The 17,961-nt window shown below is 51.2% G+C and carries 18 protein-coding genes; all 18 read right to left on the bottom strand.

The window, feature by feature from the left end:
• Positions 1–30 precede the first annotated feature (30 nt).
• The 18 genes from HXZ99_RS05255 to HXZ99_RS05170 all read right to left on the bottom strand — a co-directional run bounded on the left by HXZ99_RS05255 (position 31) and on the right by HXZ99_RS05170 (position 17,836).
• Entirely contained in the window at positions 31–1,074 is a 1,044-nt protein-coding gene (locus HXZ99_RS05255) for a rod shape-determining protein (RefSeq protein WP_194756228.1), read from the bottom strand.
• A gap of 193 nt (positions 1,075–1,267) precedes the next feature.
• Positions 1,268–4,135: a DUF6701 domain-containing protein gene (locus HXZ99_RS05250; protein WP_194756227.1), complete on the bottom strand. Its 2,868-nt coding sequence runs from the start codon at positions 4,133–4,135 to the stop codon at positions 1,268–1,270.
• A complete protein-coding gene (locus HXZ99_RS05245) occupies positions 4,122–4,577 on the bottom strand; it encodes a pilus assembly PilX family protein (RefSeq protein ID WP_194756226.1) in 456 nt (151 codons plus the stop codon). Before HXZ99_RS05245 ends, HXZ99_RS05250 begins: the two co-directional genes overlap by 14 nt.
• Positions 4,567–5,382, bottom strand: coding sequence for a PilW family protein (locus HXZ99_RS05240; RefSeq protein ID WP_194756225.1), 816 nt, complete (start codon positions 5,380–5,382; stop codon positions 4,567–4,569). The genes HXZ99_RS05245 and HXZ99_RS05240 overlap by 11 nt, the downstream gene beginning before the upstream one ends.
• Positions 5,382–5,960 (bottom strand): type IV pilus modification PilV family protein, encoded by a 579-nt coding sequence (locus tag HXZ99_RS05235; RefSeq protein WP_194756224.1) that lies wholly within the window; start codon positions 5,958–5,960, stop codon positions 5,382–5,384. The genes HXZ99_RS05240 and HXZ99_RS05235 overlap by 1 nt, the downstream gene beginning before the upstream one ends.
• Positions 5,957–6,439 carry a prepilin-type N-terminal cleavage/methylation domain-containing protein gene (locus tag HXZ99_RS05230; protein WP_194756223.1) on the bottom strand — a complete coding sequence of 161 codons (483 nt, stop codon included), beginning with the start codon at positions 6,437–6,439 and terminating at the stop codon, positions 5,957–5,959. Before HXZ99_RS05230 ends, HXZ99_RS05235 begins: the two co-directional genes overlap by 4 nt.
• Positions 6,440–6,588: 149 nt before the next feature.
• Positions 6,589–7,062 carry a prepilin-type N-terminal cleavage/methylation domain-containing protein gene (locus HXZ99_RS12325; RefSeq protein WP_194756222.1) on the bottom strand — a complete coding sequence of 158 codons (474 nt, stop codon included), beginning with the start codon at positions 7,060–7,062 and terminating at the stop codon, positions 6,589–6,591.
• 65 nt (positions 7,063–7,127) lie between these two features.
• Complete coding sequence (locus HXZ99_RS05220) at positions 7,128–7,736, bottom strand: type II secretion system protein (protein WP_194756221.1); 609 nt, start codon at positions 7,734–7,736, stop codon at positions 7,128–7,130.
• 135 nt (positions 7,737–7,871) lie between these two features.
• Positions 7,872–8,420, bottom strand: a complete 549-nt coding sequence (locus HXZ99_RS05215) for a hypothetical protein (protein WP_194756220.1) — start codon at positions 8,418–8,420, stop codon at positions 7,872–7,874.
• Entirely contained in the window at positions 8,420–9,643 is a 1,224-nt protein-coding gene (locus HXZ99_RS05210; RefSeq protein WP_194756219.1) for a type II secretion system F family protein, read from the bottom strand. Before HXZ99_RS05210 ends, HXZ99_RS05215 begins: the two co-directional genes overlap by 1 nt.
• Positions 9,643–11,409, bottom strand: a complete 1,767-nt coding sequence (locus HXZ99_RS05205; RefSeq protein WP_194756218.1) for a GspE/PulE family protein — start codon at positions 11,407–11,409, stop codon at positions 9,643–9,645. Before HXZ99_RS05205 ends, HXZ99_RS05210 begins: the two co-directional genes overlap by 1 nt.
• Positions 11,409–12,548, bottom strand: a complete 1,140-nt coding sequence (locus tag HXZ99_RS12360) for a tetratricopeptide repeat protein (protein WP_194756217.1) — start codon at positions 12,546–12,548, stop codon at positions 11,409–11,411. Before HXZ99_RS12360 ends, HXZ99_RS05205 begins: the two co-directional genes overlap by 1 nt.
• Complete coding sequence (locus HXZ99_RS05195; protein WP_194756216.1) at positions 12,545–13,456, bottom strand: ExeA family protein; 912 nt, start codon at positions 13,454–13,456, stop codon at positions 12,545–12,547. The genes HXZ99_RS12360 and HXZ99_RS05195 overlap by 4 nt, the downstream gene beginning before the upstream one ends.
• Positions 13,457–13,464: 8 nt before the next feature.
• Positions 13,465–15,156, bottom strand: coding sequence for a pilus (MSHA type) biogenesis protein MshL (gene mshL, locus HXZ99_RS05190; protein WP_228517656.1), 1,692 nt, complete (start codon positions 15,154–15,156; stop codon positions 13,465–13,467).
• Positions 15,153–15,506, bottom strand: a complete 354-nt coding sequence (locus HXZ99_RS05185) for a hypothetical protein (protein WP_194756215.1) — start codon at positions 15,504–15,506, stop codon at positions 15,153–15,155. The genes mshL and HXZ99_RS05185 overlap by 4 nt, the downstream gene beginning before the upstream one ends.
• Positions 15,496–16,134, bottom strand: a complete 639-nt coding sequence (gene gspM, locus HXZ99_RS05180) for a type II secretion system protein GspM (protein ID WP_194756214.1) — start codon at positions 16,132–16,134, stop codon at positions 15,496–15,498. Before gspM ends, HXZ99_RS05185 begins: the two co-directional genes overlap by 11 nt.
• Positions 16,131–16,874, bottom strand: coding sequence for a PilN domain-containing protein (locus tag HXZ99_RS05175; RefSeq protein WP_194756213.1), 744 nt, complete (start codon positions 16,872–16,874; stop codon positions 16,131–16,133). Before HXZ99_RS05175 ends, gspM begins: the two co-directional genes overlap by 4 nt.
• Positions 16,871–17,836 carry a hypothetical protein gene (locus tag HXZ99_RS05170; protein WP_194756212.1) on the bottom strand — a complete coding sequence of 322 codons (966 nt, stop codon included), beginning with the start codon at positions 17,834–17,836 and terminating at the stop codon, positions 16,871–16,873. Before HXZ99_RS05170 ends, HXZ99_RS05175 begins: the two co-directional genes overlap by 4 nt.
• Positions 17,837–17,961 lie beyond the last annotated feature (125 nt).

The raw sequence follows: 17,961 nt of genomic DNA, 5'->3' as shown, positions 1-17,961 counted from the left end.
TAATTTGTTTCCGCTTTAGCCGCCATCCACTTACTCATCACTGAACAAATCGCCGCCGTGCTCATCGATAAGCTCAAGCGCTTTACCGCCACCGCGTGCCACACAAGTAAGTGGGTCATCTGCGACAATCACTGGAATTCCAGTTTCTTCCATCAATAAGCGATCGAGGTCACGAAGTAATGCACCGCCACCGGTAAGCACCATACCGCGCTCTGAAATATCTGAAGCCAATTCCGGCGGTGATTGCTCAAGAGCTGTCATCACAGCCGCCACAATCCCCATCAGAGGCTCTTGCAGTGCTTCTAAAATTTCATTGCTCGTCAATGTGAATGAACGGGGTACACCTTCGGCGAGGTTACGTCCGCGCACTTCCAACTCGCGTACGTCATCACCAGGATACGCAGTTCCGATTTCGTGCTTGATGCGTTCCGCCGTCGCATCACCAATAAGTGAGCCGAAATTACGGCGCACGTAGCTGATGATGGCCTCGTCGAACTTATCACCGCCAATCCGCACGGAGCTAGAATAGACCACGCCGTTCAAGGAAATAATAGCAACTTCTGTAGTACCACCGCCGATATCTACCACCATAGAGCCGGTAGGTTCGGAGACAGGTAAGCCAGCACCGATAGCGGCAGCCATAGGCTCATCAATTAATACCACTTGCCGCGCACCTGCACCTAACGCTGATTCACGGATGGCGCGACGTTCCACTTGGGTTGCCCCATAAGGCACGCACACCAAAACCCGAGGGCTAGGACGTAAGTAATTATTTTCATGCACCTGTTTGATGAAGTACTGCAGCATCTTCTCGGTTACGTGGAAATCGGCAATCACGCCGTCTTTCATCGGACGAATCGCCTTGATGTTTCCTGGCGTTCGGCCGAGCATTTGCTTTGCTGCGTGACCTACCGCCGCAACGCTTTTTGCGCCGCCCGCTCGATCTTGACGAATCGCAACCACCGAAGGCTCGTTCAATACGATGCCTTTATCTTTCACATAAATCAGTGTGTTTGCCGTTCCCAAATCGATCGACAGATCGTTGGAAAATAAGCCGCGCAACTTCTTAAACATGGAGGGCTGTTCCCTTGGTTTTATAATTCGTGAAATAACTGACTAACTTTACCAAGCCGTGCCCCCGCGGGCAAGCGAGAATGCCCGCCAACACGGGGTTTTTACACGGCCTTTGCTTCAGTCCCGTGTTTTGTCGGAAAAGTTCACTGTTCGGTGTGCGTCCTTGCAGAAATTGCGACCTGGATTCTTAAACTCACCAACCTAACTCACGCTGGTAAATGATCCGTGGATTATCCCGTGGCAATCCAAATTCGAGTTCAGCTTGCGGATCATCCAGCGCATCTGCACCCGTCCAATCATGACGCAACCAGGGTAGTTCTACACCGCTTGGCGTAAGATCAACAATCCAAAGGAAACGACCACGTTTACCGCCACTTTGCAGCAGTAACTGATTCGCACCATCCTGTTGGCCGTCGATGAAGGTGAAGGTTCCCACGCCGGTCAGCGAGCTATCAATATCCACCAAGCCGAGGTCACTTTGGCCGTTTGGAATAAGCACGTACGTTGCTGCTGTGGTGACCCAATCAATATCATACTCGGTGCTATTATCACGTATATTTCGACGCCAATAGATATCATCAAGACTACAGCTCGTGGCAATCAGTGCGCGGCTAAGATCGCCGGTACAGGCATAAATCTCGGTACGAAACTCCAGCCCCATCACCTCATCGGCGGGCACAGCAACGGGTAATAAATTTAAGCGTCCGCTGAGCTGTTGGCTGCCGCCAATGTTTTCTATCACTTCCCCCCGGCAGGGATCGCCTGCGCTATCTCGGTAACAGGCGCCGTCTTCATCGGTAAAAAAGGAGGCGCTTAGGGTTAAATCAAGAAGCGGGTTAAAGGGTAAATGAGGCTCCGGTTGACGAACAAACACACGACTGTCGTTGAGTAACATCACGCCAGGATCGCCAAACTCTGCGGGCGCCGTCACGAGCACATCGGCACTGTCTAAATCCTCATCTTCCAGCAACGCCTCGGCAGGAGCGCTGGCTATCTCATAGGCATTGGTTTCTGTGACGGCTTCAAGTCGAAATAAGGGGCCGACGTAGTTGGTAAGACCCACGCCATTGAGGGAGCGAGCGACCACTTCAAACTCCGGTGCCACAAACCATGCCGTCGATTGCCCGACATAGGTAAAATCATCTTGTGCGTCCATAAACTCAGGAACAACCGGCGAACCTGAGCCATCATCAATGAGGGTTACCGATAGATAGCCGGGAATGAACCGGCCTATCGGGTACGACTGGGTATTCGCATCGAGATTAGAGGTGATATAACTGCCGCCAGCAACCTGTGCCTCCACGCGAAATACCCCAACCTCATGCCAACGGGCAACATTTGTTGCAAATAAGCCATCCCCGACACGCGTTAAATCGGATGTGCCAACGCCCTGTAAGGCTGGAGTGGCCGGAATTCCGCTACTTGCATCTGCCGCGAGAGGGCTTAACAACGGCGTTAGCACGCCTACGTTAGGCCGCTCGGGTGTAAATTCCAACCCAAACGAGGGCGCCAGCAAATCTTGGCTTGTGCGCGCCTCCACCTCGATTCGAAATGCTTCGCCCGCTCGCACAAAGGGAGCTGCAGCAAAAAAGTCGGTTGTCAGGCTTGCCGCCGGTGGTTCATCACCATTAAACAAGGCCCGCACCGCAAAACCTGCGGGCGCCACGACAAAGGCATTGCTTTCGCCAGTCAATACAGCGCCAGTGGCGACGCCGGCCGACACCGTCAGCGCGATTTCACCGACATCACCATAGCGAGTATTTAAAAGCGCCTCGCCGTTTGTATCAAAACTAACGTTGGGCACTGTCGTAGGTGTATTATGCCCGCTAATAGTGACCGAATTTACCGAGAGCACGGCGCTCGGGACATCATTCCAATTGCCGCACGCCGCCGCATTCGGATCGGGATCAAGGCACAGCAGGCCCACATTCAGATCTATCCCGCCTTGTACCGCTGCGGCGCACGCGCCGGTATTCTCATCTTTGCGAATGGAGCGCACCAACACGTTAAAATCATCACCTGCCACCACCGGGTTCGGCGGAACTACTTGAAACCCGGTATCCACCATAGTTAACAGACAACCGCTCGGCCCAACACATTCAGCGCCTTGTTGTGGTGCGACATTACTTTGAATACTTAAGTCATAATTGCCAGGTTCTGGAATTGTGAGTGAGAACGATGCATTGCCGGTGAAGGTTTGATTGGCGGAATTGTATGTCTGTGTGGCACCGTTAGGGTTTCCTGAGTTGGGAGTGGCAACAAGGTTTGCGGTCACTTCATCACTGGATAAACTCGAGCAGCTACTGTCGGCGCATACTTCCACAAAAATAGAGACAGCTTCACAGGTAAAGCCGGTGCCAGGGTTATTCAGTCGGTATTTATACACCGCACTGCCACCAAAACAGGGGCCTTCGTTATCGTTCACATCACATACTTCGCCCGCATCACCACCCCCTTCAACTTCTGGGGCATTAATGTAACCAGTAACGGATCCTTCATTCGTGACCGTGCCAGTGGCGTTTACGTTACCATTGACCGTGGTATTGGGATCTAAGGTGACGTCGCCGTCGACATCAAGGTTGCCTTCAATCGACGAGTTATTACCGACGTTCAAGTTTCCGTTGGTAATGGTAATATCGCCAGACAGCGAGGAATTGTTCCCCACATTAAAAGAGCCATCAATACTTAAAATGGCGTTAATGACGGTGTTATTGCCAGGTGAGCCTCCGGAAAGGTTCATGTTACCGCCGACGTTAACAAATACGTCGCTAGCAACCCCAGTCTCGTTCAATTTAAAGCCATTTCGGTAATCGAAGTTACCCGCTACATTGATCGTAAAAGGGGCCACAGTAAAACTGAGGGTGTCGTTGTTATTCCCAAAATTAAGCCCGCTGGTACACGTCATCTCATCTTGGGCCGAATTCAAGGTGCAGCCACCATTTTGAAAAACTGCGCTGTTAATGCCGCCCGGCAAGGTGTAATCCGCCGCAACTGCCCTTGGAGCCCAGGCCAAGGCCATAATAACGACACTAAGTAGTGTTAGCGACTTATAGGCTCGCATCGGATGCCTCCAGCAGTAAACGGCGTGAAAACTCCTGATTGCCCACCGCACAGACGCCAACACTGACGAGTCGATACTGGATAAAATCTCCGGCATCAAGCTCAACACAGCTTACTTCGGCGCGACAATCGGTAAGGCCGGCACCGGTGAAATTCACTTCACTGCGATTAGAATTTACCACGGTGCAGCTTGTTGCCGTGCTTTGGTTCAACGGGAACAGATCCGTCAGCGCAAGTTCTAATCCGCTGCGGGCGGCAAGCACGGCACGCGTCCCGACCACTTCAGACACCACCGAGGCGCTACCTAAGGAAAGAACCCGCACCATCACCACACCTAAGCTGGCCAATACCACGAGGATAAAAATCACCACTGCCAACGACGCCCCCCGTTGCTGGCGCGTACTACAGTTATGTTGTCCTATAACCTGACTGTTAGATGGCATTGGCAATCACCACTTCCCGATAAAATAAGACGGACTCAGTGCTATTAGGCCGGCGAAAACGCAAGCGCACTTGGATGAGCCCTTGTTCGCGCAAGGTGGGTGCATCCACCTGAAACGGGCGTTGATCGATATCCGCAAATTGCACATCGAGCCGTCGCCCCATCAACTGGGCCGATGGCGCGCTTAATAAGGTTGCCACGTCCGGTTGCGTGGTTTGCCAACCATAACCGGTAAAGCGCCACAGTTGCTGTGAATCCCCCACATCAATCACACACCAACTTACCGGTTCGCGCACGATACGATAGCGCTGGGCGATACTTTGCGCAGAAAACAATGCACTGGCATCAGTTAAGTTTACGTCCAAGGTGTCGCCAGGGCCATTAGTGAAGCTATCAATTTCATGAATATAGCCGCTGTTGCCGTAAGCTTGGGCCGAGTTGCGCACGGCCACGGCCAATCGGTCACCCGCCGTAAACGTATAGTTGCTTGGCGCGACGATACGCGCGGGGTTACTCAAAGACGCAGTCGGAATACGAACATAGCTGCCGCCGGTGACCACAGGAACGAACTCAATACATTCATCGTTGCCGCCCGTTAAACGCGCGCTTCCCGGCAAGCTCGCGCGGGCTTCCCGGGCAAAGCGCTCCATTGCAAAACGCGCTTCTTGAATCAAGGCATCGCGTTCAGTCACATCCATAAAAATCATGCCGCTAAAGCGCAAATAAGCGAATGTGCCGGCGCTAATCACCGATAAGATCAAGATCACCGCGATCAATTCAACCAGAGTAAACCCACGCGCGCGCATCAGTAATTCCCTCGATAGCCTGCGAATACCGCTTCCGAGCCATCCGGTAAGGTAATGGTAACCTCCACCCGTTTAAACAACGCGGTGTTCTGTGAGGTACTAGTATTCTCGGTTGCTGAAAGATCCGCGTCATAAAACACCCGAACCGCCGCAGAGAAACCGGTAAAGTAGGGTTCAAGCGAGCGCCCAAGGGTATCTTCGAGTTGACTCAACGTCAGTTCAAGCTCGTGAAAATCATCTACATCATTAAAATCAGAACGGTCACTTTCCTCAGGACCCAACATCATTTGGCTCGTACAAGCCACAAATTCTGGCTCACCTTCTATTTCATCGCAGCGCAAAGCCCCCGGACGAATACTTTGCTCATCGAAGGCCTTATTCAGAATTTCATCCATCAGTGACTGACCCAGTTGTGCCGCTTTCATTTGTTGAAACGGCACCGTGCTGCGTTGCGCTTGGGGGAAAATTAGCGCGCTTAATACTGCAAGGGCAATGCCCAAGGTGACAATACCAACTACCAACTCCACCAGTGTAAATCCTGATTGCTGTTTGCGTGCTGCGGGAACAACCAAGCTCATGGGCATTCCCCTTCGCGAATATAACCTTGGCCGCCAATACACAGACTGCGAAAATCACCACCGACAAAATCAAGCTGTCGATCGACATCGTCGCATTCCGCGCCGGGCGTGGTCACGGCACAGCCCAGGCCGTTAAAATAAAGGGAGGGGGTTGCAGGGGTGAGGGTGAAGATTTGGCCACTCGCGGCGTCAACGGATTGCGCCACCGCGTTGGCAGGTCCGCAGGTGGTTGGCGCAATACTGGTGCTCGCGAGATTAACCCCATAACAGGAAAGGGCCGTGTTTTGCATGGCGCGTTGTTGCTGCAAACGCAATAGGCTACTCGCTTCACGCGTTGCACCCACTTCATCCACCGCACCTGAGCCGACAAACCGAGGGGCAGCAAACACACCCATAATGCCAATAATGACAACCACAACGATAAGCTCCACGAGCGTGAAGCCACTCCCACGTTTGAATCGGACTGTTACGCGTTCCATGGGTCACCTATCAGTGTTGCATTTTGCTTATGCTTACCCACTATATGCCCGCGAGGCATTCGGATCCAGACTATGTTGTTCTATGTGAAAATAGAAAAGCCTGACTCTGCATACCAGAATCAGGCTTTTCGTGGTCACTAGGGTTCAGATTAGCAGCCAGAGGTTGTCGTAATAATCACCGGCGGATTGCCTGCATCCGTCGCGTCATAGCTTAAGAAGCAGTTTGTGCCTATGATATCATCAGCATCTGCCCCGTCGGCTGGAGCAATCACAGAGCGCAGAGTGATATAAAGCACATTCTCATCACCTACTGTCGCTGTACCCACTGAATACACCCACTCATCCTGACCTGTGTAGGCATCATCATCGATATCAGCAGCTGTGATGTTCAACTCCGTAAGAAGATCCTCACCCACAGGATAAGCAGCATTACCACTTAGGGCGCCGCGCGCATAACCAATCTCAGAGCCACCCTGCACCGCTGCCTTTAAGCCTTCAATGGTGCTTGAGCGTGCTTGATCAGAGAAATCAAAGAAACGTGGGGCTGCGGTAACGGCCAAGATCCCCAAAATAACGATCACGATGATCAATTCAACTAATGTAAAACCACGTTGTTGTTTCATATCTATATACCTTCGTTAAGTCCAATATCCAAATGCGTACTTCGAACGGAAGCGTCTCTCCCCCGCTAGTTCGCTCGATTTAAATTAACGTTCACGCCTCCGGTACGTGGGTTGTACACGAAGTTGTTTCCAGTTGTCTGATAATCGTCACCACTTGGGGCTCCACCAAGATTTTTTAATGTTATGGCTTGGTAGAACACGCAAATATCATTGGTGCCGTTATTTTCCGCAGCAACAAAAAACCGCACGCGGTCTATATCTGCGAAATCTGCACTCGCCGTTGGTGCGCCTTGTAAAATGGCTGCAAACAACGAACGACAATCTTCCGCGCTCATATTATTAATATTCGCGCTTGAATCTGGTAATCCACTAACGGGGTAACCGCGGTTCCCATCAACATACACATCGACACCGTCGATCACCACCATGGCACCCGAACCCGATGCATCACCGGGAGGACGGCCATCGAGTTCCCATTGGCCACGCACTATGCCAACTGCACTGGTAAATCCGCCAGCCACACCCTCAAGTGATGCATCCTCCGCTTGACTCGAAATATCGGTGAAGCGAGGTAAAGCGGAGGCTGCCAACAAACCCAGTATGACGACAACAATAATGAGTTCGATCAAGGTAAAGCCCTGTTGAGAGCGTTTGTTCGCGTAAGCGTTCACCATAATACTATTTAACTCCCATGCTTATGCACTGATCGTAACAAATTTCAAACAAATTGCTTTATACTAAATGTCAGATAACAAATGCTATAAGACCGCCTAGTATACGGCGTTCTGGACGACTTTGACAGCAACCCTTTAACCCCTTGGCACATGATGAACAATATGACCTGTTTCTGGATAATAATCAAACCGCACCATGCCACCATAACTATACCTACAGTATAGTTGATTATTAGTTGCGTGCCATTCGATACGTAGCGGATCGCGCATCGAATCTGCGCTCGCTAACATGTCCCAAATTCCTCGACAAAATGATACGCCCCGCGTTGAACCGTCGGGACTGGCGGGCCATCCATTCGCCTGCATGGGGATGGTTATCGGCGCACCCGATTCAAACTCAAATCGGATCTGCTCAGGCCCTTGCAAGCGCAGCCACTCGAGGCGTGCCAACATGATTCGGGTTTGAAATCGATTCGCGGCTGAATCGAATTCCACTTCGCGCCAACCCACTATGGTATCGGGGTTCATCTCCACAGAGGCCTGGCGGGTAAAGAGCCCAACGAGTGTCATGGAGATCAGCACGGTCACTAGGATCATGCCCACTCGCATATTGCGATCATAAATTTTCTTATCGCGACGTCGGCGGGCAATGCGTTCAAAAGCGCGTTGTGGATCTTGTCTCATTACAGACCCCCCGAGTAGGCTCCCATCATGTTCCACATAGGTAAGAAAATACCCATCGCAAGCAACAATACGAGGCCAGCAACGAAACTAATTAAAATAGGCTCGATACGCGCGGTGACGGTTTTCAAATCGTAATCTACTTCCCGTTCATAGTATTCGGCGGCCTCGTCAAGTAGCGCATCCAAGCTGCCGGTTTCTTCCCCCACGGCAATCATTTGCAGCACCAGAGGCGAAAATAACTTACTTTGGCGAGCGACTTTCAACAGCGAGTCCCCGCGTTCGATACCGCGCCGCATTTCTGAGACGCGCACTGCCATGTACTGATTGTCGAGGGCATCGCTCACCATCGACAGGGCTTGCGTAAGGGGAACGCCGGCATTGAGCATCACACTAAAACTGCGGCAAAATCGACCTAACAAGCTGCGCTCAATGATATCCCCGACCGCGGGCAGTTTGATCTTCAGTCGATCCCAACGTTCTCGAGAGCCCGGCTGGTTTAGCCAGAACACCAGACCAAAAATACAGAAGAGCGTACCAATAACCAGTGTCCACCAATAGTTCACAAAGAAATTGGAACTACCAATTAAGATTTGCGTGACCACTGGAAGTTCAACCCCATAGCCGGAAAACATCTCGGCAAAACGAGGAATCACTAAAATATTCAGTGCAGTTACCGCAATGACAAGAAAGCCAAGTACAAACGATGGGTAACGCGTAGCTTGCTTAATGCGCTTGCGAGTGTCGAGTTCACTTTCCAAGTACGCGGCTAGCTGGGCAAAAGACTCTTCTAAGCGCCCGGTATTTTCGCCCACGTTAACCACGGCGACCACCACCCGAGGAAACACTTTGGGGTGATCTGCCATCGCGGTCGATAACCCCCGCCCGCGCTCTAATTGATCGGCCATATCCAACAGGGCGCGCTGTAATCGCTTATGGGTGGCGTTGGTGGCCAAGCCTTCGATAGCCCGTAACATGGGAATACCCGCTTTGGTCAGCGAATACATTTGTCGAATAAACATAATCAGCTCGGGCAAAGGCACCGGAAATGTAAATAGCGCTTTTAAATCGATGCCTGAGGATCCTTCGCTGCTCGATTTAATCTGCTGTGGAACAATGCCTTTTCGGATCAGTTGCTGGGCTATCGCCGCCTCATCGGGACCTTGAAGTAAACCCCGTACGGTTTTTCCTTGACGATCGCGGCCTTGATATCGAAATTCCGCCATCAGTCTTTCCCTTCATCAACATCCGCCACTAGCTCCGCTTCTACGTCATCAAAAACCGGGGTTCCTGCGGCGAGGGTGAGTACTTCCGCCACTGTTGTCATTCCCGCAATGGCGTATCCCAATCCAACTTCGGCAAGGGTTTTAAAGTCTTTACTTTCCCGCGCTGCGACTGAAAACGCTTGGGTATCTTCCACCCTAAGTGCCGTCATCATCTGTTCGTTAATTTCGAGTAGTTCGAAAACACCGACACGCCCGCGATAACCACTAAAGTTGCAGCGCTGACAGCCACGACCATGATAAAAGGTTGCGTCGCTGGGCACTTCTGTTACCACACTGCGCAACAACGCTTTTTGCTGGGGATCCGGTTCATGCGCCGTTTTACAATGTTCACAAATTCGGCGCACCAATCGCTGGGCGATAATTGCCCGCAGCGCGCTTGCAACCAGATAAGGCGCACCGCCCATGTCAATTAAACGCATGGCCGACGTAATCGCATCGTTGGTATGTAAAGTGGATAACACTAAGTGACCGGTGATCGCACCCCGCAAACCGATTTCGACAGTTTCCTGATCACGCATCTCACCCACCATGAGGATATCGGGATCTTGACGCAGGGTAGTACGTAACACGCGACCGAAATTCAACCCTATCTTACTGTTCACCTGCACCTGTGAAATACGAGGAAGGCGATATTCCACCGGGTCTTCAACCGTAATTATTTTCTTATTCGGCTGGTTTAACTCGCTGAGTACTGCATACAAGGTTGTGGTTTTACCGGAGCCGGTTGGTCCCGTGACCAGCATCATGCCGTGAGGCCTGGTCATGTGATAGCGAACTTTTTTGATCATATCGGCAGGCATACCGGTTTGTTCTAAAGACAACAAACCCTGAGATTGATCCAATAAACGCATGACGCACGCTTCGCCATATTGCACCGGCAACGTTGATAAACGGACGTCGATATCGTGATTACGCACCTTCATGTTAAAGCGACCATCTTGTGGTAGCCGCTTTTCAGAAATATCTAAGCCTGCCATCAATTTTAAACGCAGCACCAGCGCAGATGCGATGCCGCGCTCATCTAAAATGTTCTCTTGTAACTGACCATCCACCCGTTGCCGAATGCGTAGCCCAGTCTCTTCTGGCTCTATGTGAATATCCGAGGCCCGAATTTGCACGGCGTCGGCAAAAATAGATTTCAATAGGCGCGCTACGGTAACGTCGTCGTCCGCTTCTGAATCCACCAGATTACTGAGATCGAGCTCATCCTCATCACGGGACTCTTGTTGCAACTGACTAGCAAACTGCTCAATTTCTTCGGTACGTCGGTACAGGCTATCGAAAGAATCCAGTAACTGACGCTCAGACACAACGGCTAGTTCCACTTCACGAGGGGCCAGTATGGCACTGAGCGCATCAATAGCGGTAAGGTCTGCGGGGTCGCCCATGGCCACCAGAGCACTGGTCTCATCGGCTTCTATAACTAGGGCGCGATGGCGCCGCGCCTGTACTTCGGGAACTAATTTAGCGACGTTCGCGTCAACGCGTTTTTCCGAGAGGTCAACGCGGGGTACCCCGAGCTGTTGCGAGAGAAAATCAAGTAACTGGTCTTCTTGCAAATGCCCCAATTCGATCAGAATGTCCCCAAGCTTACGCCCGGACGATTTTTGACTGGCTAGCGCTTCTGTTAATTGGGCTTCGCTGATCACATCTTCGTGGACCAGTAAGTCGCCTAAGCGCATTTTTAATCGAGGACGACGTGCCATTAGTAGCCTAACGCCTCCCTGCGATTGAGTGCGAAGGTACGTGCGCTTTCGGACAGGGTACGATCTTGCAAAGCACGTCGATATGCCTCAGCGGCTTCTTGGGTGTTTAAGGGATCGCCCGAACGCTCCAGTGCGTAACCTAAAGCCAACCACCAATTGCCTTGGTCGCTACGCCAGCTCACTAGCTGTCGGTAGGTTCGAATGGCTAATGAAAATTCTTCTAGCTCGGTCGCTGTCGCCCCCTGCAAAATCAACAGGTCTGCATCTTGCGGTAATCGAAATGCGTGTCCGCGCAATAGATCAAGAGCAGCGCGCGGTTCATCGATGCGCTCGTAGATACGCGCCTTGAGGAGCAACAAATCGGATGCGTCCGGATTTCGCTGCAACCCATCTCGCAATAATTGCAATGCTTCGCCAACGAAGCCACGGCTAAATTGAAGCGCCGCAAGTTGCTCCATGCTAGCAACATGATCTGGATGCACTAAAAGTGCTTCGCGGAATCGTTGTACCGCATTGCGATGATCACCCGCAGAAAGTGCATCCATTCCCCGTTGATAGAGACGTTCCGCCGAGGTGGTGCCACCTTCGCTGCGCTGAATCGACATCTCACCACCGGATTCAGGCACAGTAGGTGTTGCCACCTGCCGTTGTTCTACTTCTGCCGGTTGCACTGGGATAACTGTTTCTTCCACAGCAGCTACATCCCGCGTTGGCGCTGGCTGCGTTGGGCTTGGCTCTAAATCTGTGACCACAACCCTTGCCTGTTCGCCGCGGGTGGTGCGGGGCGTGGCTTGTTCAGGCGGTTCGGAACGAACCTCAGGCGACTGTTCTGGTGCCGACTGTTGGTCAGATGTGGCTACTTCAGATGGTTCGGTATGAGGGACAATCACCTGTGGCGAGCGCTGAATCTGTAACTGGTCGGCACTAGGTCGGGCATTCGTATCATCACTTGCGATGCGCTCCATCACCCACGATAAGGCTAAAAACGCCAGTAAAGCGAGCACTCCACCCCAAAGAATTAAACGCAAACGCCGCGTGCGCAGAGGACGACCAAGATAGGCCGACTTCGGACGCTTGGATCCGACCTGCGGCTTCTCACGCTGATCGATATCTTTGAGCATTTGGTTAATGATACTCACGCGTTAAACCACCCCATCCACCACCCCGCTCCAGTCACCAGGGCAAGTGCAGCGATAAATCCCCCTGCAAACCAAAGCCAGTCATGCTGTCTTGGCATTTGCGCATCTTCCGTATCGGCAATCGCCATCTTCGCATCTTTGGTACTAATCGTATAATTGCCAGACCCATAAGCGAGCAACAGCATTTTATGACATAAAATATTGGCCAACCGCGGTACCCCGCGACTTGCTCGGTGCAGCCACCAAATAACTTCTGCAGAGAACAATTCAGGTCCGCGATAACCGGCAACTTGCACGCGATGATGCACATAGCGGGCAAGTTCCTCTTCGCTCAACGTCTGCAACTGGTAAGAAAAGCTTACCCGTTGCCGCAATTGACGTAACTGCCGCGTGGCAAGCCGTTCATCTAACTCAGGCTGGCCAAACATCACTAACTGCACTAACTTGCGGGTTTCGGTTTCCAAATTTGATAATAACCGCAGTGCCTCTAAGCTCTCATCCGGTAGTGCTTGCGCTTCATCAATAATAAGTACGACGGAACGCCCGTTTTTGTTTATTTCCAAGAGCTGTTGTTCAATCGCTCGCGTTAACTGATGCTGATCGATACTGTCATGCTCGGCAATCCCTAGTTCGGATGCAACTGCATGGCGCAATGCCTCGGCTGGTAAATACGGATTGGGGATATAGGCGGTAACAAAGTGATCCGGTACTTCGTTGAGTAACTTACGACACAATAGGGTTTTTCCAGTACCCACTTCACCGGTGACTTTAATAAATCCTTCTCCGGTTTTTAATGCCGTTAGCAACACCTGCAGTGCTTCATCATGCACGCGCAAACCACAATAGAAACTTGTGTTTGGTGTCAGCGTAAACGGCAATTCAGAAAAGCCGAAGTGGTATAAATACATGTGTAATCCTAGTTACTATTGTACCAACGGCGCAGAAGCTCGCGTGATGACTCTAACTCTTCATCCCACGTATCAACACCTACGATTGTGGGACGTAACATGATCACCAATTCCTTCTTTACTTCCCTTTGACGCCGGTTTTTAAACAGCTCGCCCAAGCCAGGAATACTGCCTAATACCGGCACTTGACTTGATTCATCCTGATACGATGTTTGCATGAGGCCGCCAATGACGACGACTTCACCATCCCGTGCACGAATCACGGTATCTGATTCCCGAATATTACTGCGCGCTAACGGAAGAACAAAGCTATCACGGTTAAGTGTAACCACTTTCTCTTGTTCACGAGTTTCCGTAACCGATGGACGAATGTGCAGCGTGATCGTGCCGTCATCACTGATTTGGGGAGTTACATCTAATGCAATCCCAGAGAAAAATGGGGTGAGCTGAATGTTCGGCGTTGACGTTGTAGCGGTACCGGTAATCGTTGTTGTGGATACATCGGTAACAAAATACTCGTCTTCACCAATCTTGATCACTGCTTTTTGATTATTCGTTGCAGTGACTCGTGGATTCGACAGCACCTGCACATTGCCTTGCGTCGATAACAATTCAAGCATGCCGTTAAAGTTTGCTGTTTCGAACTGGAATCCAATAGCCCCGCCTAGTGACGACCTGTCCATAGACATACCGCTAAAACTAAACTGGCTGGTGCCACCGCCAATCGCTGAAGTAATTCGACTCCAATCCACGCCCTGCTGGTACTGGTCATTAAGCTGCACTTCAACAATCCGCGCTTCTAGAATGACTTGTCGTTGTAAGCTGCGCTCTGCCGATTGCAAAAAGTCGCGAGCTGCCCGTAATTCATGAGGATAAGCACGAATAGTGGCAAGACCCGCTTGCGGTGAGACCACCACACTGCGACCATCACCCGACCCTATAATACCCAACAAAGTACGTTCTAAGTCTTTCCAAAAATCTGTTTCTGAGCTGCTGGAAATCGTCGAGCCAGTTTGTCCTGTGATTCCACCTTGGCCACCGACACCCCCTTGGGCGCCTCCCGGTTGTCCGGCTGAACCCGCGGTTCCTCCTTGCGCGCCACCTTGCTGGCCGCGCGCACCTTGAGCACCCTGAGCGCCACCTTGACCACCTTGCGCAGCAACACCTCCCGACGTAATCGAGGTTTGCGACATACCTTGGCGGGTTAACAAGAGATAGTTTAAGGTCATGGTTTCAGTGCGTAACCCCGCCGGGAAAACACGATAAATACGGCCTTCGCGACGAACATCAAATCCGTAGATATCTTGCACCACATCAAGCGCTTCTTGCAGTGTCACGTCGCGTAGGTTAACGGTAATACTTCCATGCACGTCAGGATGCACAACCAAGCTATAAGGGCTTTCGTTGGTAAGCTGCGCGAAAAAATCCGCTGCGGGAACTTGCCGTGCTTGAATAGAGAAACGAGGCTCTTCCAATATCGATGAGCTCGCACGTGTCGATAAAGGTTGCCGCAAGCTTCCGCGCACATCTTCAGGAAGGGACGATGGCCCGCGGCTTTCGCTGGTTGTTGAACCCGAACGCAGCGCATCTTCGGCTTCCCGCACGAGCTGTTCGTCTGGCTTAGATAAACATCCCGCCACTAACATCGAAGTCGTGAGTACGATAATCGCTCGCTGAAGATATCGCCCATTTCGTCTCATGGCTGTTCCTTTAAGGTACTTCTGTTCAAACCTGCAAATACTGACAACACGATGGTTTCGTCATCACGATATAAAGTCACACGATCAGGTTCGATGGTAATCACCGTCCACCCCCTGATCTCATCGCCGCGTTGATATAGATCGCCATTAATGCTAACGACGCTCTGGGTTGTCGAGTAACGAATAAAATCCAAATTTAAATTAGGTAATCGAGCCACGCTTCGGGTCGTTTGATCGTTAGCAACCACGAGTGGGCGTGTTGGGTCGCGCTCCCCCACTTGCTGAGCAGTAGCGAGTTGGCTGCTTGCTAGCAGCCACACTAGGCCTAATACCCATACTTTACAAGCCACTTTGCACCTCCGCTTGACTCAGGGTGTAAAGCGTAAGCTTCACTACTGCGTTTGGATGCTGAGCAACTTGGTAATCGAGAGAGTCCCAATAAAACCCTATCGGCAAGCGCTGCACACTCGCCAGATAGTCACGGATGGCGAAGTAAGTGCCCTCGAGTTCCACCTCTACGGTGTGTTGATAGACACTACCACCCACGGCTCCCGTTAAAAATGGCGCAGGCGGATGCGTATCAAACGCCCGCAGCTTTAATCCTGATTGGCCGGTTAACAGGGCCTGCATCCATACTAATAATTGTTCCGGCTCGACAAAATCAGCAAGTTCATCTAATTGCCGATCGAGACGCTCGTTGCGGGAACTTAATTGGCGCTTGCGCGCTTCTAGTTCATTGTTTGGGTCACCTGCAACATGTTGGCGTAACCGATTAATTTCTTGATTCACTCGGTTTGTATCGGTGGTGATTTGTCGCATCTGGCGATCAAGCGTCGCTTGCTCTTGCAGCGCACCATCGACCACAAGTAAAAAACTGATCCAGCCTACAAAGGCAATCAGCAAAACACTTAAAACCACCCGCTCTCTTTCCGAGCGGGCCATAAACCAGGTATTGCCTTTTTCTATCGCCGAGTTCATCCACCACCCCCGGTACCCAAGCGGCGTAATGCTTCATCTAGTTCGTCCGCCTCAGAACGCGTATTTTCATTCTCAGGCGTTTCTGACTGTACTTGCGTGTTCGTTTCTTCGCCTTGTGTTTGCGGAACATACTCAGGCGCAATGCCGGTACCGGTACTTTGCAACACAAAACGCAGAACATCCCGATCATCGCGACGCAACTCAACCATATTAAAATGGCGTTGCGAGAGAGTTTCGGCCTGCCGGAAACCATTCAACCAGAAGGGTAAAATAGCCGGGTCTGTCGACTGTCCTGATAGCACTAATTGATTTTGGTTCTGCTGAATGCGGGTTAGCCACACCCCATCTTGGTGATGACGGGCTAGGTCTGTCAGCAATCCCGCGAAATCATGCCGACTTAACTGTCCGCGACGACGTAATTCCGCAAGCAACCGCTGACGTAACTCAATCTGAGCTTCTAAGCGCTGAACATCGCGTGTTAAATCAGAGCGCGGACGCATGTCGCGTACTTGCTCAGCAAGTTGCGTCATTTGCCGCTGCTTTTCTAATTGCTCGGCCCGGGCAGATTCGATGCTTTCACTAAAGGACGCCTGCTGCACCTCGAGTACTACGCGCCATCCAACCATCACCACAAAAACCACGGCCAAGGTAAAAAGTAATCGATGAAACGTGAGCAATGGTTGCCGCGGTTTGAGATCTGCGCGGTAAAGATTTACTGTCTGCTTCAATGATTGCTTCACGCAGCCCCCCGTTTCTCTTGAGGTTGCGCATATTTAACAAGCCACATTAAACCTGACAATGCGGCTAAATCGGAATAATCGTTTGCACCTAGCTCTTTCGCCCAAGCAGGATATGCAAGCATACTCACCTGCATGCCAAGCTGAGCACTCATCACCTCGGCAATGGTCTCGGCTTTGTCGTGCGCAAACGCAAACTCAATATGACCTAATGCTGCTTGGCGCAATTGACCACTGTAAAAATCTTGCGAACGTTGTAGCTCAATGGCCAGATCTTCCAGTAACGCCATATTACCCGCATCAAGATGGAGTAAATCGAAACTAGGTTGCAGGCGGCGGGATAACACCAGTTGCTGATTCACAATGATATGCAAATTGGCACGCTGTCCGGTGTGCTGATTAAGCAGCATTAACTTTTGATCCGCATCTGTCCATAATGTTAATGCCAGCGCATCGGTCGCAATGCCTTGAACAACGAGGCCGTGGCGGCTCACTGAATCAACCCAAGACGACAATAGCGCACGGCTTGCCGCGACCACGTTTATTTTTCGGGCTCCGCTTACTTGGATCGGGATATCGTAATAATCGATAATTAAATCTGGCTGAGGAATGCTCACAAGGTCGCGTAATGTCCATTGCAACGCTGTCGCCACGTCCCCGTCGGGGACATCGGGTCGCTCCACGCTTACAATTTCCACATGGGGCTCGCTCACCACAAATTGCACCCACTGATATTTGAAATCAAGGCGCTTGTATTTGTTAAGTAGTGCATCGATCGCTGCTGGCACATCGCCATCCACGATTTCATGTTCATCGTTAACAACCAATGAAAATTGCTGTTGGTCAAATTCAAGCGTATTCATGGCGCTATTATCTGCTTTCAGCACCGCCATTTGCACGGTGTTCTCGCAGATACCAAATGACACGAGCAATCGACGCTTCTTCTGAGCAAACCAATTAAGCAATGCTACCCCTTAAAACTCTGTTAACTTCTCGTTGCCGCTCATGGCGATGTCGGCAATTCTAATTGTTGTGAGGCTTTCTGCCTATTTGGGCTTCCTTCATTCAAAGTCACTGAGTGAAACGAATA

The sequence above is a fragment of the Aliidiomarina indica genome (assembly GCF_015354615.1).
Classification (GTDB): domain Bacteria; phylum Pseudomonadota; class Gammaproteobacteria; order Enterobacterales; family Alteromonadaceae; genus Aliidiomarina; species Aliidiomarina indica.
Note: the sequence above shows the minus strand (reverse complement) of the source record. Positions and strands in the feature narration are given on the sequence as shown.

Coding starts and splice junctions, on each gene's coding strand:
- HXZ99_RS05255 (WP_194756228.1), bottom strand. CDS start 1,074: ATGTTTAAGAAGTTGCGCGGCTTATTTTCCAACGATCTGTCGATCGAT.
- HXZ99_RS05250 (WP_194756227.1), bottom strand. CDS start 4,135: ATGCGAGCCTATAAGTCGCTAACACTACTTAGTGTCGTTATTATGGCC.
- HXZ99_RS05245 (WP_194756226.1), bottom strand. CDS start 4,577: ATGCCATCTAACAGTCAGGTTATAGGACAACATAACTGTAGTACGCGC.
- HXZ99_RS05240 (WP_194756225.1), bottom strand. CDS start 5,382: ATGCGCGCGCGTGGGTTTACTCTGGTTGAATTGATCGCGGTGATCTTG.
- HXZ99_RS05235 (WP_194756224.1), bottom strand. CDS start 5,960: ATGAGCTTGGTTGTTCCCGCAGCACGCAAACAGCAATCAGGATTTACA.
- HXZ99_RS05230 (WP_194756223.1), bottom strand. CDS start 6,439: ATGGAACGCGTAACAGTCCGATTCAAACGTGGGAGTGGCTTCACGCTC.
- HXZ99_RS12325 (WP_194756222.1), bottom strand. CDS start 7,062: ATGAAACAACAACGTGGTTTTACATTAGTTGAATTGATCATCGTGATC.
- HXZ99_RS05220 (WP_194756221.1), bottom strand. CDS start 7,736: ATGGTGAACGCTTACGCGAACAAACGCTCTCAACAGGGCTTTACCTTG.
- HXZ99_RS05215 (WP_194756220.1), bottom strand. CDS start 8,420: ATGAGACAAGATCCACAACGCGCTTTTGAACGCATTGCCCGCCGACGT.
- HXZ99_RS05210 (WP_194756219.1), bottom strand. CDS start 9,643: ATGGCGGAATTTCGATATCAAGGCCGCGATCGTCAAGGAAAAACCGTA.
- HXZ99_RS05205 (WP_194756218.1), bottom strand. CDS start 11,409: ATGGCACGTCGTCCTCGATTAAAAATGCGCTTAGGCGACTTACTGGTC.
- HXZ99_RS05195 (WP_194756216.1), bottom strand. CDS start 13,456: ATGTATTTATACCACTTCGGCTTTTCTGAATTGCCGTTTACGCTGACA.
- mshL (WP_228517656.1), bottom strand. CDS start 15,156: ATGAGACGAAATGGGCGATATCTTCAGCGAGCGATTATCGTACTCACG.
- gspM (WP_194756214.1), bottom strand. CDS start 16,134: ATGAACTCGGCGATAGAAAAAGGCAATACCTGGTTTATGGCCCGCTCG.